The organism is Bradyrhizobium sp. 33ap4 (assembly GCF_032654765.1).
Classification (GTDB): Bacteria; Pseudomonadota; Alphaproteobacteria; order Rhizobiales; family Xanthobacteraceae; genus Bradyrhizobium; species Bradyrhizobium australafricanum.
Genome location: NZ_JAUMTJ010000081.1, coordinates 1 through 13,126, shown reverse-complemented (window position 1 = coordinate 13,126; position 13,126 = coordinate 1). Strand labels below are relative to the sequence as shown.

The following is a 13,126-nucleotide window of genomic DNA, read 5'->3' as shown; positions in this document are numbered from 1 at the left end:
TAAATTCCTTCGCAGCGCCAAGAGACCCTGACATGACCAACGTCGTCCTCGACATCAGCAATCTCGTCGTCGGCCTCGGCCGCAAGGCGGATGCGCATCGCATCATCGACGACCTCTCGCTGCAGGTACGTGAAAGCGAGACGCTGTGCCTGGTCGGCGAAAGCGGCTCGGGCAAGTCGGTGACATCGCTCACCGTGATGGGCCTGCAGCAGAAAGGCACGCTGGTGCCGTCTGGCGGCAGCGTCAAACTGGTCGGCGAGGAACTGCTCACCGCCAGCGACCGGCGGCTGCGGCAACTCCGCGCCACGCGGATGGCGATGATCTTCCAGGAGCCGATGACCGCGCTCAATCCCGTGGTGCCGGTAGGCCGCCAGATCGACGAGGTGCTGCGCGCCCACACAGATCTCGATGCCCGCGCACGGCGCCAGAGGATTTTGGCGATGATGGAGCATGTGCGGCTGCCGGACGTGGAGCGCATCTTCTCCTCCTACCCGCACCGCCTCTCGGGCGGTCAGCGCCAGCGCATCATGATCGCGATGGCGCTGGTGCTGGAGCCGAAGCTCCTGATCGCGGACGAGCCGACCACCGCGCTCGACGTCACCACCCAGAAGCAGATCCTCACCTTGATCCGCGACCTGCAACGCGATCACGGCACCGCGGTTCTGTTTATCACCCACGACATGGGCGTGGTGGCCGAGATCGCCGACCGCGTCGCGGTGATGCGGCACGGCCGCCTGGTCGAAACCGGCCCGCTGCAGGACGTGCTGCGCAATCCGAAGATGGAGTACACCCGCAACCTCCTGTCCTCGGTGCCGAGCCTGGTGCCGCGCGCGCCGCGCCCGGAGACGACCGAGCCCGTGGTGCTGGAAGCCAACGAGCTCAGCAAGGTCTACCGGGAGCGGTCGCTGTACGGCAAAGCCCGCGAGGTCGCCGCCGCCAGCAACGTCACGCTCACTCTGCGCAAGGGCCGCACGCTCGGCATCGTCGGCGAAAGCGGTTCCGGCAAGTCGACGGTGGCGCGCTGCATCGTCCGCCTGATCGATCCGACCTCGGGCGGGGTACGCCTCGCCGGCCGCGAGATCTCCGACCTGTCGCGCCGGCTGTTGCAGCCGCATCGCCAGAAGATCCAGATCATCTTCCAGGACCCCTACCGCTCGCTCAATCCGCGCGTCACCGTCGGCGAGAGCATCGCGGAAGGCCCGGTCAATTACGGCATGCCGCGCAAGGACGCGCTGGCGCGGGCGCGCGAGCTGCTCGAGCTCGTCCATCTGCCGCCCGACGCGATCTCGCGCTATCCGCACCAGTTCTCCGGCGGCCAGCGCCAGCGCATCGCGATCGCGCGCGCGCTGGCGCTCGATCCCGACGTGCTCGTCGCGGATGAGGCGGTGTCCGCGCTCGACGTCTCGGTGCAGGCGCAGGTTCTGGATCTGCTTGACGAAATCCAGCGCCGGCTGGGCATCGCGCTGCTGTTCATCACGCATGATTTGCGCGTCGCCGCACAAATCTGCGACGACGTCGCCGTGATGCAGCATGGCCGCGTCGTGGAACAGGGACCGGCCGCCGAGGTGCTGACCAATCCGCAGCAAGCCTATACCCGCGCGCTGCTCGATGCGGCGCCCGGACGCGGCTGGGACTTCGCCAACTTCCGCCCCGTTTCGGAAGGCATTGTGGCGACGGCCTAGGTCTTTAGCCTCAAGCCTTTCCGCCCACAGGGCATGCAAATCCGCTGGTGCTCCCCGGCTTGCGCTGGGCGCGACGACACGCTTAACGTCGCGCGCTAGAGCGTGGCCCTGAAGGTGGACGCCGGTCTTCCCCGGAGATCACGCTCCAACCAACGAGATGAGATCATGACGCGCGTCGTTATGATCGAAGAAACGTATCGAGACCGACTTGATGACCCGCATTGCCGTTGGCGGCTTCCTGCACGAGACCAATACCTTCGCACCGACGAAGGCAACCTATGACGATTTCGTGCATGGCGGCGGCTGGCCGTCGATGACGCATGGCGCCGACGTGCTCAAGGTCATGCGCAAGATCAATGTCGGCCTCGCCGGCTTTGTCGAGGCGGCGGAAGCCAATGGCTGGGAGCTGGTGCCGACGATCTTCGCCGCGGCGAGCCCGTCGGCGCATGTCAGCAAGGATGCGTATGAGCGGATCGTGACGGAAATGGTCGACGGCATCGCTGCGGCCGGACCGATCGATGCCGTCTATCTCGACCTGCACGGCGCCATGGTCACCGAGCATTATGACGACGGTGAAGGCGAAACGCTGGCCCGCGTGCGCAAGGCGATCGGCAACGACCTGCCGCTGGTGGCGAGCCTCGATCTGCATGCGAATGTCTCGCCAAAGATGATCGAGCATGCCGATGCGCTGATTGCCTACCGCACCTATCCGCATGTCGACATGGCCGAAACCGGCCGCGCCTGCGCCCGGCATCTGGCGCTGATGCTCAAGTCCAGGCAGCGCTTCGCAAAGGCGTTCCGGCAATTGCCGTTCCTGATCCCGATCAGCTGGCAATGCACCAACGACCAGCCGACCAAAGGCATCTATCAGAAGCTCGCCGCTCTCGAGAGCGACGCGGTGCCGACGCTGTCGTTTGCGCCGGGCTTCCCGGCCGCCGATTTCAGGGATTGCGGGCCGAGCGTATTCGCGTACGGCCGGACCCAGGCCGATGCGGATGCCGCCGCCGACAAGGTCGTCGCCCTGGTCGAGAGCCATGAGGACGATTTCGACGGCCGGATCTATTCGCCCGACGAAGGCGTGCGGCTGGCGATGGAACTGGCGAAATCGGCGAGCCGGCCGATCATCATCGCCGACACCCAGGACAATCCCGGCGCCGGCGGCGATTCCGACACCACCGGCATGCTGCGCGCGCTGGTGCGCAACAAGGCGAGTGCCGCAACCGGCGTGATCTACGACCCGCAATCCGCGAAGGCCGCGCACACCGCCGGGGTCGGGGCATCAGTCACGCTCGAGCTCGGTGGCAAGTCCGGCATTCCCGGCGACGCGCCATACCGGGAGACTTTTGTCGTCGAGCAGCTCTCGGATGGAAAATTCGTGGCTCCCGGTCCCTATTTCGGCGGCCGCGACATGGACATGGGCCCCTCGGCCTGCCTGCGGGTCGGCAACGTGCGCGTCGTGGTCGGCTCCTACAAGGCCCAGCTTGCCGACCAGGCGATGTACCGCTATGTCGGCATCGAGCCGACGGCACAGAAGATTTTGGTCAACAAGAGCTCGGTGCATTTCCGCGCCGATTTCGAGCCGATCGCCGAGAAGCTCTTGATCTGCGCCGCCCCCGGCGCGATGCCCGCCGATACCGCCACGCTGCCGTGGAAACATTTGCGTCCCGGCATTCGTATCAAGCCGAACGGCCCTACTTTCACACCCACCTCCCCATCACGCACAAACGGATAGAGAGCCATGCCGACCATTGAGCGCATCGACAGTTTTGCCGACGAACTCACCGCCATCAGACGGGATCTGCATGCACATCCCGAGATCGGCTTCGAGGAGGTCCGCACCTCGGGCATCGTCGCCGACAAGCTGACGAGCTGGGGCATCGAGGTGCATCGCGGCCTCGGCGGCACCGGCGTTGTCGGTGTGCTCAAGGGCAAGGGCAACGGCACCAAGAAGATCGGCCTGCGCGCCGACATGGACGCGCTGCCGATGGAAGAGAACACCAATTTGAAGTGGCGTTCGACCATTCCCGGCCGCTTCCACGGCTGCGGCCATGACGGCCACACCACGATGCTGCTCGGCTCGGCGCGCTATCTCGCCGAGACCCGCAATTTCGACGGCACCGTGCATTTCATCTTCCAGCCGGCCGAGGAAGGCCTCGGCGGCGCCCGCGCCATGATCAAGGACGGCCTGTTCAAGCAGTTCCCCTGCGACGAGGTCTATGGCCTGCACAACGCGCCGGACCTCAACCATGGCGAGATCGCGATCCTGCCGGGCCCGGCAAGTCGGAGGCCAAGCGGTCTTAGGAAGACAACTATAACACTCAACTCCTTGGCTCACAGAACGACATGGCTACGATCCGACTTCGGTCGTGATCGCAATGACGCTCGGACAGGCGTTGCAGTCGATCGTCAGCCGCAACGTCGATCCGCTGCAGGCTGCGGTGCTGTCGATCACGCAGATCCATTCCGGGTCGGCGTACAACGTCATTCCCGGCGAAGCCTGGATGTGCGGCACGGTGCGCTGCTTCTCCGACGAGATTCGTGAGCTGATCCGCAAGCGCATGCGCGAAATCTCCGCCGGCTTTGCGGCGGCATATGGCGCCGAAATCTCGGTCGAGATCCGCGACGGCTTCAGCGTGCTGGTGAATCAGGAAGAGCAGTCCCGCGTGGTCGAGGAAGTCGCGCGCACCGTCGTCGACCCCGCCAAGGTCATCACGCGCTCGACGCCGAAGATGGGCAGCGAGGATTTCGCCGACATGATGCAGGCCATTCCCGGCGCGTATTTCTGGGTCGGCCATGACGGCTCCGTGCCCGTTCACAATCCCGGTTACGTTCTCGACGACAAGATCCTGCCGATCGGCGCCAGCATGTTCGCCCGCATCATCGAGAAACGCATGCCGGCAGGTGCGCATGCATAAGCCCAAAGGGGACGCCATCACGTCGCTGCACGATCTCTCCGCCGTCGACCTGCTCGCCGGCTATCGTGCCAAGCAGTTCTCGCCGTCCGAGGTGCTGGAGGAAATCATTTCCCAGGTCGCGACCTGGGAGCCGCACATCAAGGCGCTGTATTTGTACGACCCGGAAGGGGCGCGGAAGGTCGCCAGGACCTCGACCGAGCGCTGGCAACAGGCCGAGCCGGCGGGCACGCTCGATGGCGTTCCCGCCACCATCAAGGACAATGTCGCGACCAAGGGGCAGCCGACGCCGCTGGGCGCGGCGAGCGTCAAGCTGGCGCCCGCGGAGAAGGATGCACCGCCCGCCGCGCGGCTGCGCGAGGCCGGCTGCGTGATCTTCTCCAAGACCACGATGCCGGACTACGGCATGCTGTCGTCGGGCCTGTCCTCGTTCCATCCCCTGACCCGCAATCCCTGGGATGTCAGCAAGAACCCCGGCGGCTCGAGCGCCGGCGCGGGCGCGGCAGGTGCTGCCGGCTACGGTCCCTTGCATCTCGGCACCGATATCGGCGGCTCGGTGCGGCTGCCGGCCAACTGGTGCGGCCTCGTCGCATTGAAACCGAGCCTCGGCCGCGTGCCGATCGACCCGCCCTATGTCGGCCGCGTCGCCGGTCCGATGACCCGCACCGTCGACGACGCCGCGCTGATGATGAGCGTATTGTCGCGTCCCGATCGCCGCGACGGCATGAGCCTGCCGGCGCTCGAGGTGAACTGGAAGGCGCTGGAGAAGTCGCCGCGCAAGCTGCGCATCGGGCTGATGCTCGACGCCGGCTCCGGCCAGAAGGTCGAGAAGGAGGTTCGCGAAATCGTCGTCAAGGCGGCGAAGGCGTTCGAATCCGCCGGCGCCGTCATCACCGAGATCGACGGCATCCTGACGCCCGAGATGCTCGAAGGGCTCGACAATTTCTGGCGCGCTAGGACCTGGGACGAGCTGTCGAAACTGTCGCAGGCCGACCGCGGCAAGACCCTGCCCTACATCCTCAACTGGGCAGAAGCCGGCGCAAAGCTCTCCGGCGTCGATGTGGTGCGCGGCTTCAACATGACGATGGCGATCCGCGCGGCCGCCGCGAAATTGTTCTGCGAGGTCGACTACGTGGTCTCGCCGGTATCGCCGGTGGTGAACTTCCCGGCCGAGTTCGCGGCGCCGCTCAACGACCCCGCAAAGCCGTTCGAGCACATCTGCTTTACCGTGCCGTGGAATATGTCGGAGAACCCGGCGCTGTCGATCAACGCCGGCTACGACAAGAAGGGCTTTCCGATCGGCGTCCAGATCATCGGCCGCCGCTTCGACGACATCGGCGTGCTCGGCATGGGCAAGGCGTTCGAAGGCCTGCGCGGCCCGCAGAAGCCGTGGCCCGCGCCGCCGAAGAAGTAAAGCAGCGCCTCAACGCAAGTCGGGATGCGCGGGGCCAAGCCTGCGCATCCCTCTTCTTCACAAGGGATGATTGCCGGGTTAACTGGATGGAGACGCGCGCCAGCGCCGTTCATTCAAGAAAACCGAGAGGAAATCATCCCCATGGCGTATGAGACGATCAAGTACGAGGTCGCCGAGCATATCCTGACCATCACGCTGAACCGGCCCGACAAGCTCAACGCCTTCAACGCCACGATGCAGCGGGAGCTGATCGACGCGTTCGACAAAGCCGACAAGGACGACGATGTCAGGGCCATCATCGTGACAGGTGCGGGCCGCGGCTTCTGCGCCGGCGCCGATCTTTCCTCCGGCGCCAACACGTTCGACCGCGATGCGCGGCGCGGTCCGGTCAAGCGCAATGCCGACGGCAGCGTCGACTACAGCGACCCGCAGGTGCGCGACGGCGGCGGGCAAGTGACGCTGCGCATCTTCAAGTGCCTGAAGCCTGTCATCGCTGCGGTGAACGGCCCGGCGGTCGGAATCGGCGTCACCATGCAGCTTGCGATGGATATCCGCATCGCCTCCGACGCCGCGCGCTTCGGCTTCGTGTTCTCCCAGCGCGGCATCGTGCCGGAGGCCGCATCGAGCTGGTTCCTGCCGCGCATCGTCGGCATCTCGCAGGCGCTGGAATGGTGCTATTCCGGCCGCGTCTTCCCGGCGCAGGAAGCGCTCGCCGGCCGGCTCGTCAGCAAGGTGGTGCCGCCGGACGATCTGCTGCCGACCGCGCGTGCGCTCGCCAAGGAGTTCGCGGCCAAGACCGCGCCGGTGTCGGTGGCGCTGATCCGCCAGATGATGTGGCGCATGATGGGCGCCGACGATCCGATGGAGGCGCACAAGGTCGACAGCCGCGGCATCTATGCCCGCGGCCGCTCCGACGACGTCAAGGAAGGCGTGGTGTCGTTCCTGGAGAAGCGCCCCGCGCAGTTCAAGAACAAGGTGTCGTCGGACATGCCCGATTATTTCCCGTGGTGGCAAGAGCGCGACTATAAGTGAGCGACCGGCGTCAAGCGGCGTCCACACTTGACGGCGTCGTCCTGCTGCACGGCATCAGCAGGACGGCGCGCTCGTTTCGCAGGATGGAGCTGACGCTGAGGGCTGCCGGCTTTGCCACCCTCAATCTCGACTATGACAGCCGGCGCAAGCCACTCGACGTGTTGGCCCAGGACATCCGCCCCTCGCTCGATCGGTTCGCAGAGAGCCTCGACGGCTCCGTGAACTTCGTCTGCCATTCCATGGGCGGGCTTCTGGCGCGCGTCTATCTGGCAAGGCATCGCCCGGCGCGGCTCGGCCGCGTCGTGATGCTGGGCACGCCGAACGGCGGCAGCGAGATCGCCGACCGCCTGAAGAACCTCGCGGCTTATCGCGCCTATTTCGGTCCGGCCGGCCAGCAGCTCGTCACCCGCCGCGATGCCGCGACCAGCGCGCTGCTGCCGCCGATCGACTATTCCGCCGGCATCATTGCCGGCAACCGCTCGGTCTATCCGATCACCTCCATGGCCCTGCCGCGGCCGCATGACGGCCGGGTGTCGGTTACCAACACCAGGCTCGAGGGCATGGCCGATCACATCGTGATCCGCACCTCGCATCCCTGGCTGGTGCGCAACAAGGAAGCGGTCGCGCAGACCATCGCGTTCTTGCAAGAAGGCAAATTCAGCACAAATCGTCAGGTGGACTAGGCGTGGGCGTTACCCATCCTGTGCAGCTTGAGCATGGCATAGACCGCATTGTTGGCTGGCGTAGGAATGCCAAGCGGGCGGGCGAACTCCACCACCTTTCCGGCGAGCCAGTCGAGTTCGAGCCGGTTGCCGCGTTCGAGATCGTGCAGCATGGAAGCCTTGAAGGTGGGCGGCGAGGCTTCCGCGAATCTCATTCGGTCCTCGGCAAAATTCTCCGGAATGGGAACGCCCCTGGCACGGCCGACCGCCACCACCTCGCTCATCAGGCTGTAAAAGAACGCTCGCGTATCCGGGTCGGCCAGGATCGGCCCCAGCGGCTGGCGAGTCGTTGCGGTCGCGCCTGATAGTCCGACGAGGAATACAAATTTCTGCCAGCGCTCGCGGTCAATCCCGTCGGACACCGAGATGTCGATGCCGGCCGCTTGAGCGGCGTCGGCAAAGGCCTTGAGGCCGTCATCGGGCTTACCGTCGGTTCTGCCGCAGACCATGCGCGCGAACTGGCTCGTGTGGGTGACGACGCCAGGCGCGGACAGCACTGTAGCAATGTAGGCACTTCCGGCGACCACATTGTCGGCGCCGAGAATCGGGGCGATCCTCTCGGCGCTATCGACCCCGTTTTGCAGCGGGATCACCCGGGTGCGCGGTCCGACCAGGGGGAGAGACAACCTGGCTGCCGTCTCGCTGTCCCAAAGCTTGACGGCGAACAGCACGATATCGACCGGGCCGACCGTGGCAGGATCATCGGTCACGTTGGGTTCGGGCAAATGAAGATTGCCGAGCACACTCTCGACCTTGAGACCGTTTTTCCTGATCGCCTCGAGGTTGGAGCCGCGTGCGATAAAGAACACGTCGTGCCCTGCCGCAGCCATACGTGCTCCGAAATAACCGCCGAGGGCACCGGCCGCCATCACAGCGATACGCATGTCATATCCTCCCCCCTGCAACGACACTCAGCCGGCAGAGGATATCACGCGACGGACCCGGGTTCGATTCCCTGAACGTCAGGCCCATCGCGTCATTTGGTTGCACTGTAGAATTTGGACGCTGTGGATTCACGGCCTCGTCAGCAGCGCCACACGCCCGATCGCCTTGCGCTCGATCAACAGCCGCATAGCCTTCGCATAGTCTTCCAGCGGCAGCCGATGCGAGATATTCGGCCGCACCCGGCCGGCCTCGGCCCATTCGCTCAGCGCCTTGAACCTGACCTCGCCGAGCGCGGGATCCTTGCGCACCGCCTCGCCGGCGCGAACGCCGAGCACGCTCGCGCCCTTGATCATCAACAGATTGGTGCGGGCAAGACCGATGCCGCCGGTGAAGCCGACGACGAGAATCCGCGCGCCCCAGTTGATGCAGCGCATCGAGTTCTCGAACACCTCGCCGCCGACAGGATCGAACACGACATCGGCGCCGCGACCGTCGGTGAGGCGCTTGACCGCATCGCGGAACGGCTCGCGCGCATAGAGCACGAGATGGTCCGCGCCGCGCGCCTTGGCGATCGCAAGCTTGTCCTCGCTCGAAGCCGCGGCGATCACGGTGGCGCCGAGCAGCTTGCCGATCTCGACCGCGGCAAGTCCGACGCCGCCGCCGGCGCCATGCACCAGCAGCACCTCGCCCGGCCTGATCTGCCCGCGATCGATCAGCGCATGATAGGCGGTGCCGTGCGCGGCCAGGAAAGTCGCGCCTTCCGCGTAGTCGAAAGTCGACGGCACCGGCACGAGCTGCGACGGCGTTGCAACCGTCTCGTCGCAATAGGCGCCGAAGCGCATCTTGACGATCACCTTGTCGCCGACGGCGACACCGGATGCTCCATTGACCTCGACGACGTCGCCGGCGGCTTCCGACCCCGGCGTGAACGGCAGCGGCGGCTTGAGCTGGTACTCGCCCGCGGCCATCAGGATGTCGGGAAAGTTGATCCCGGCGGCCCGGATCGCAACCCGCACCTGGCCCGGCTGCAAGGGCACCGAGGCAAAGTTCTCGAGCTGCAGACGCTCGGGCGGGCCGAGCCCGCGGCAAACGACGGCTTTCGGCATCAGGCGGCCCGCGCCTTGAGGCGTGCCAGCGCCTCGCGGATCAGCGGCAAGCGGTCGTTGCCAAAATACATGTCGGTCTTGTCGAGATAGATCGTCGGCGAGCCGAAGCCGCCGCGCGCCATCACCTCCTCGGTGTTGGCCTTGAGTTGATCCTTGATCGCCTGGTCGCCGATGCCGGCAAGGAATTGCGCCGGATCGATCCCGAGTTTGGTGCAGATCTCGGTCAGCACCGCATCCTGCGAGATGTCCTTGTCGTCACCCCAATAGGCCTCGAACACCGCGCGTGCGAACGGCACCATCTTCTCGTTGCCGAGAAGGATGCAGCCGCGCATCGCCTTGACGCTGTTCACCGGGAATACGGTCGGCGGCATCTTGATCGCAAGGCCGGCCGAACGCGCCCAGTCGGCGAGATCCTTCTTCATGTAGCGCGCCTTCAGCGGCACCGGCTTCTCGCGCTGCGCGTAGACCGACGGATTGACGGTGTTGAAGATGCCGCCGACCAGGATCGGCCGCCAGGCGATCGGAGCGTCGAACTCCTTCGCGATCGGCTGGATGTTGTGCCAGGCGAGATAGGTCCACGGACTGGAGCAGTCGAAGAAGAATTCGATCATGGCGTTTCCCTTTGTCTTTTCCACATTCATTCTCGTCATTCCGGGATGCACCGCAAGGCGCAGGGCTCGCGACTGTGTCGCGCCGCGGAATAACGGGCATCATTTCTTCTCGACCAATTCCTTCGCACGCTGGCCAAACATGTTCTTGCGTGATTCCTCGTCAAACGGCTCCTTGACGAATTTTCCGATCGCAAGCCCCGCCTGCACCTGCGGGCGGGCGCGCACGGTGGCGTACCAGCGCTTGATGTTCGGGAAATCGTCGAGGGTAAAACCCTGCGCCTTGTGGGTCATGGTCCAGGGGAAGCAGGCGATGTCGGCGATCGAATAGTCGTCGCCGGCGATATAGGCGCCGGTCCTGCCGAGCTGGCGGTCGAGCACGCCATAGAGCCGCGCGGTCTCGTCGCGGTAGCGCTCGATCGCGTAGGGAATCTTCTCGGCCGCATAGAGCGCGAAATGGCCGTGCTGGCCGAGCATCGGCCCGAGGCCGCCGATTTGCCACATCACCCATTGGATGACGTTCGACCGCGCACGTAGCTCCCTGGACAGGAAACGGCCGGCCTTGTCGGCGAGATAGATCAGGATCGCGCCGGTCTCGAACACCGAGAACGGCCCGCCGCCGTCGGCAGGCGCATGGTCGACGATGGCGGGGATCCGGTTGTTCGGGCTGATCGCCAGGAATTCGGGCCGAAACTGCTCGCCGGCGCGGATGTTCACCGGGATCACCTTGTAGGGCAGCCCCAGTTCCTCCAGCATGATCGAGATCTTCCAGCCGTTCGGCGTCGGCGCGTAGTGCAGATCGATCATCGGCGTTCTATTCCCCGTCACAAAGACTTTTGTTGTTCTGTACCTCCACCTTAGGACATGGCACACAAGCGCTCAATCAGAACCCAACAGGAGGCACCCATGCTGTTTCCAACCACGATCGCAGGCTCGCTGCCGAAGCCGGAATGGCTGGCGGAGCCGAACATGCTGTGGGCACCCTGGAAGTCGGAGGGCACCGAGCTCGCCCGCGCCAAGCGCGATGCCACGGTGCTTGCGGTCAAGCTGCAGGAAGATGCCGGCGTCGACATCGTCACCGAGGGCGAGCAGGCGCGCCAGCATTTCGTGCACGGCTTCCTGGAGCGGATCGAGGGCATCGATTTCGCCCACAAGGTCGAGATGGGCATCCGCAAGGACCGCTATAAGGCGATGGTCCCGCAGGTGGTCGCACCGCTGCAGCTCAAGGGGCGCGTCCACGAGAGCGAGGCCCGTGCGGCCCGCGCGCACACCAAGAACCGGCTGAAATTCACCATGCCCGGCCCGATGACGATCATCGATACCATCGCCGACAAGTATTACGGCGATCGCGTGAAGATGGCCTTCGCTTTCGCCGAGCTTTTGAATCAGGAGGCGAAGGCGTTGCAGGCCGACGGCGTCGACATGATCCAGTTCGACGAGCCCGCCTTCAACGTCTACATGGACCAAGTGCGCGACTGGGGCATCAAGGCGCTGGAGCGCGCCGCCGAAGGTCTGACCTGCGCCACCGCCGTGCACATCTGCTACGGCTACGGCATCAAGGCCAACACCGACTGGAAGCAGACGCTTGGCGGCGAGTGGCGGCAATACGAGGAGACGTTTCCCGTCATCGACAAGAGCACGATCCAGCAGGTCGCGATCGAATGCCGCAACTCGAAGGTGCCGATCGAACTGCTGGCGGCACTCCCCGGCAAGATCGTGCAGGCCGGCGTGATCGACGTCGCCAGCGACGAGATCGAAACCGCGGAGGACGTCGTCAAGGTGATCGAGGCGGTCGCGAAGCACGTGCCGAAGGGCAACATCATCGCGACCACCAATTGCGGCATGGCGCCGATGCGGCGGGACATCGCGGAAGCCAAGCTGATCGCGCTGGGCGCCGGTGCCAAGCTGGCGCGGCAGCGGCTGGCGTAAGGATGACGCCGGCCAATCAACCCAGAACGGCCATCGCGCTCGGATGCAACACCGGCCGGTAGCCGGCCTGGAAGGCGCGCAACGTCGATGGCGGCGTCAGCAGCATGGCCGGCTCGGGTACGTCGGCCCGGCTGTAACCGGCGAACGACCAGCGCAACGTGGCGCCGTCGGCGACGAGGTAGCTCTCCCCGCTCGCCTGCACCATCGTCCCGTCGGGCAAGTCGCGCAATCGCATCGGCAGCGGATGCAGCCGCTTCTTGCCGCGGTCGAGCCGCTCGGCGTGCAGCACCGCATCCATCGCCTTGGCGCTGAGATCGCTTACGCCGTTGCCCTGCTCCCAGCAGCTGCGAAACCGCTTGGCATCGTCACGGCGGCAGTAGAAGCAGGGCCGGTGTCCGGCCGCGAACGCGGTGGCCTCATCGAGGAAGAACAGCTCGGTCCAGCTCTGCCGGCTCATCACCTCGCGCCGCCGTCCCCTGAACTCGCAGACGCAGGTGAGCCACGCCGGGCTCGACCAGCGCTTGTTCAGCAGCGTGCGCGTCGCCGGATCGTGGATGATGCCGCGATTGCCGGTGAAGGTGCCGCGATGGTCGGTCGCGACGATGTCGCCGGTGGGCGTGACGCGGTTTTGCAGGGGCATGTTTCTTACTTCCCCCTCGCCCCGCTCTTGCGGGGAGAGGGTTGGGGTGAGGGGCTTGTCCGCAAAGATAGTGAGAGATGAACTCGCGGTGACTCCCCCTCACCCGATCGCTCCGCGATCGACCTCTCCCCGCAAGCGCAGGGGTGTCCGGGGAATGATTCACTGTGTCGCGGTGCATGCTCGGCAGGACCGAGGC

At 65.4% G+C, this 13,126-nt stretch carries 11 protein-coding genes and 1 pseudogene; 7 read left to right on the top strand and 5 right to left on the bottom strand.

The genetic code is table 11. The annotated features are described in order from the left end of the window. Positions 1–32: 32 nt before the first annotated feature. The 6 genes and pseudogenes from Q2M23_RS38920 to Q2M23_RS38895 all read left to right on the top strand — a co-directional run bounded on the left by Q2M23_RS38920 (position 33) and on the right by Q2M23_RS38895 (position 7,723). Positions 33–1,682, top strand: a complete 1,650-nt coding sequence (locus Q2M23_RS38920) for an ABC transporter ATP-binding protein (RefSeq protein ID WP_253639501.1) — start codon at positions 33–35, stop codon at positions 1,680–1,682. A gap of 211 nt (positions 1,683–1,893) precedes the next feature. Then, positions 1,894–3,414, top strand: a complete 1,521-nt coding sequence (locus Q2M23_RS38915; protein WP_316398881.1) for a M81 family metallopeptidase — start codon at positions 1,894–1,896, stop codon at positions 3,412–3,414. Between the two features lie 6 nt (positions 3,415–3,420). Continuing rightward, positions 3,421–4,597, top strand: a pseudogene (locus Q2M23_RS38910) (M20 aminoacylase family protein). Continuing rightward, a complete protein-coding gene (locus Q2M23_RS38905; RefSeq protein ID WP_316398880.1) occupies positions 4,590–6,008 on the top strand; it encodes an amidase in 1,419 nt (472 codons plus the stop codon). The pseudogene Q2M23_RS38910 and the gene Q2M23_RS38905 overlap by 8 nt, the downstream one beginning before the upstream one ends. Before the next feature lie 141 nt (positions 6,009–6,149). Beyond that, the gene (locus tag Q2M23_RS38900; RefSeq protein WP_316398879.1) at positions 6,150–7,040 is read left to right on the top strand and encodes a crotonase/enoyl-CoA hydratase family protein; all 891 of its coding nucleotides are present in this window, start codon (positions 6,150–6,152) and stop codon (positions 7,038–7,040) included. After that, the gene (locus tag Q2M23_RS38895) at positions 7,037–7,723 is read left to right on the top strand and encodes an alpha/beta fold hydrolase (protein ID WP_316398878.1); all 687 of its coding nucleotides are present in this window, start codon (positions 7,037–7,039) and stop codon (positions 7,721–7,723) included. The genes Q2M23_RS38900 and Q2M23_RS38895 overlap by 4 nt, the downstream gene beginning before the upstream one ends. Here Q2M23_RS38895 and Q2M23_RS38890 read toward each other — a convergent pair. The 4 genes from Q2M23_RS38890 to Q2M23_RS38875 form a co-directional block, all read right to left on the bottom strand. Next, positions 7,720–8,646: a 2-dehydropantoate 2-reductase gene (locus Q2M23_RS38890; protein WP_316398877.1), complete on the bottom strand. Its 927-nt coding sequence runs from the start codon at positions 8,644–8,646 to the stop codon at positions 7,720–7,722. The genes Q2M23_RS38895 and Q2M23_RS38890 overlap by 4 nt on opposite strands. A gap of 129 nt (positions 8,647–8,775) precedes the next feature. Then, complete coding sequence (locus Q2M23_RS38885) at positions 8,776–9,753, bottom strand: NADPH:quinone oxidoreductase family protein (RefSeq protein ID WP_316398876.1); 978 nt, start codon at positions 9,751–9,753, stop codon at positions 8,776–8,778. After that, positions 9,753–10,364 carry a 2-hydroxychromene-2-carboxylate isomerase gene (locus Q2M23_RS38880; RefSeq protein WP_316398875.1) on the bottom strand — a complete coding sequence of 204 codons (612 nt, stop codon included), beginning with the start codon at positions 10,362–10,364 and terminating at the stop codon, positions 9,753–9,755. The genes Q2M23_RS38885 and Q2M23_RS38880 overlap by 1 nt, the downstream gene beginning before the upstream one ends. 99 nt (positions 10,365–10,463) lie before the next feature. Beyond that, a complete protein-coding gene (locus Q2M23_RS38875; RefSeq protein ID WP_316398874.1) occupies positions 10,464–11,168 on the bottom strand; it encodes a glutathione binding-like protein in 705 nt (234 codons plus the stop codon). 99 nt (positions 11,169–11,267) lie between these two features. Between Q2M23_RS38875 and Q2M23_RS38870 the strand changes: the two genes are divergently transcribed. Beyond that, positions 11,268–12,290, top strand: a complete 1,023-nt coding sequence (locus tag Q2M23_RS38870) for a methionine synthase (RefSeq protein WP_316398873.1) — start codon at positions 11,268–11,270, stop codon at positions 12,288–12,290. A gap of 16 nt (positions 12,291–12,306) precedes the next feature. Here Q2M23_RS38870 and Q2M23_RS38865 read toward each other — a convergent pair whose 3' ends face one another. Continuing rightward, complete coding sequence (locus Q2M23_RS38865; protein ID WP_057019091.1) at positions 12,307–12,930, bottom strand: hypothetical protein; 624 nt, start codon at positions 12,928–12,930, stop codon at positions 12,307–12,309. Positions 12,931–13,126: the final 196 nt, after the last annotated feature.

Bases quoted from the DNA above. Each gene is read 5' to 3' on its own strand.
- Q2M23_RS38875 (WP_316398874.1), bottom strand. From the start codon at position 11,168: ATGATCGATCTGCACTACGCGCCGACGCCGAACGGCTGGAAGATCTCG.
- Q2M23_RS38870 (WP_316398873.1), top strand. From the start codon at position 11,268: ATGCTGTTTCCAACCACGATCGCAGGCTCGCTGCCGAAGCCGGAATGG.
- Q2M23_RS38885 (WP_316398876.1), bottom strand. From the start codon at position 9,753: ATGCCGAAAGCCGTCGTTTGCCGCGGGCTCGGCCCGCCCGAGCGTCTG.
- Q2M23_RS38915 (WP_316398881.1), top strand. From the start codon at position 1,894: ATGACCCGCATTGCCGTTGGCGGCTTCCTGCACGAGACCAATACCTTC.
- Q2M23_RS38920 (WP_253639501.1), top strand. From the start codon at position 33: ATGACCAACGTCGTCCTCGACATCAGCAATCTCGTCGTCGGCCTCGGC.
- Q2M23_RS38865 (WP_057019091.1), bottom strand. From the start codon at position 12,930: ATGCCCCTGCAAAACCGCGTCACGCCCACCGGCGACATCGTCGCGACC.
- Q2M23_RS38880 (WP_316398875.1), bottom strand. From the start codon at position 10,364: ATGATCGAATTCTTCTTCGACTGCTCCAGTCCGTGGACCTATCTCGCC.
- Q2M23_RS38905 (WP_316398880.1), top strand. From the start codon at position 4,590: ATGCATAAGCCCAAAGGGGACGCCATCACGTCGCTGCACGATCTCTCC.
- Q2M23_RS38890 (WP_316398877.1), bottom strand. From the start codon at position 8,646: ATGCGTATCGCTGTGATGGCGGCCGGTGCCCTCGGCGGTTATTTCGGA.
- Q2M23_RS38900 (WP_316398879.1), top strand. From the start codon at position 6,150: ATGGCGTATGAGACGATCAAGTACGAGGTCGCCGAGCATATCCTGACC.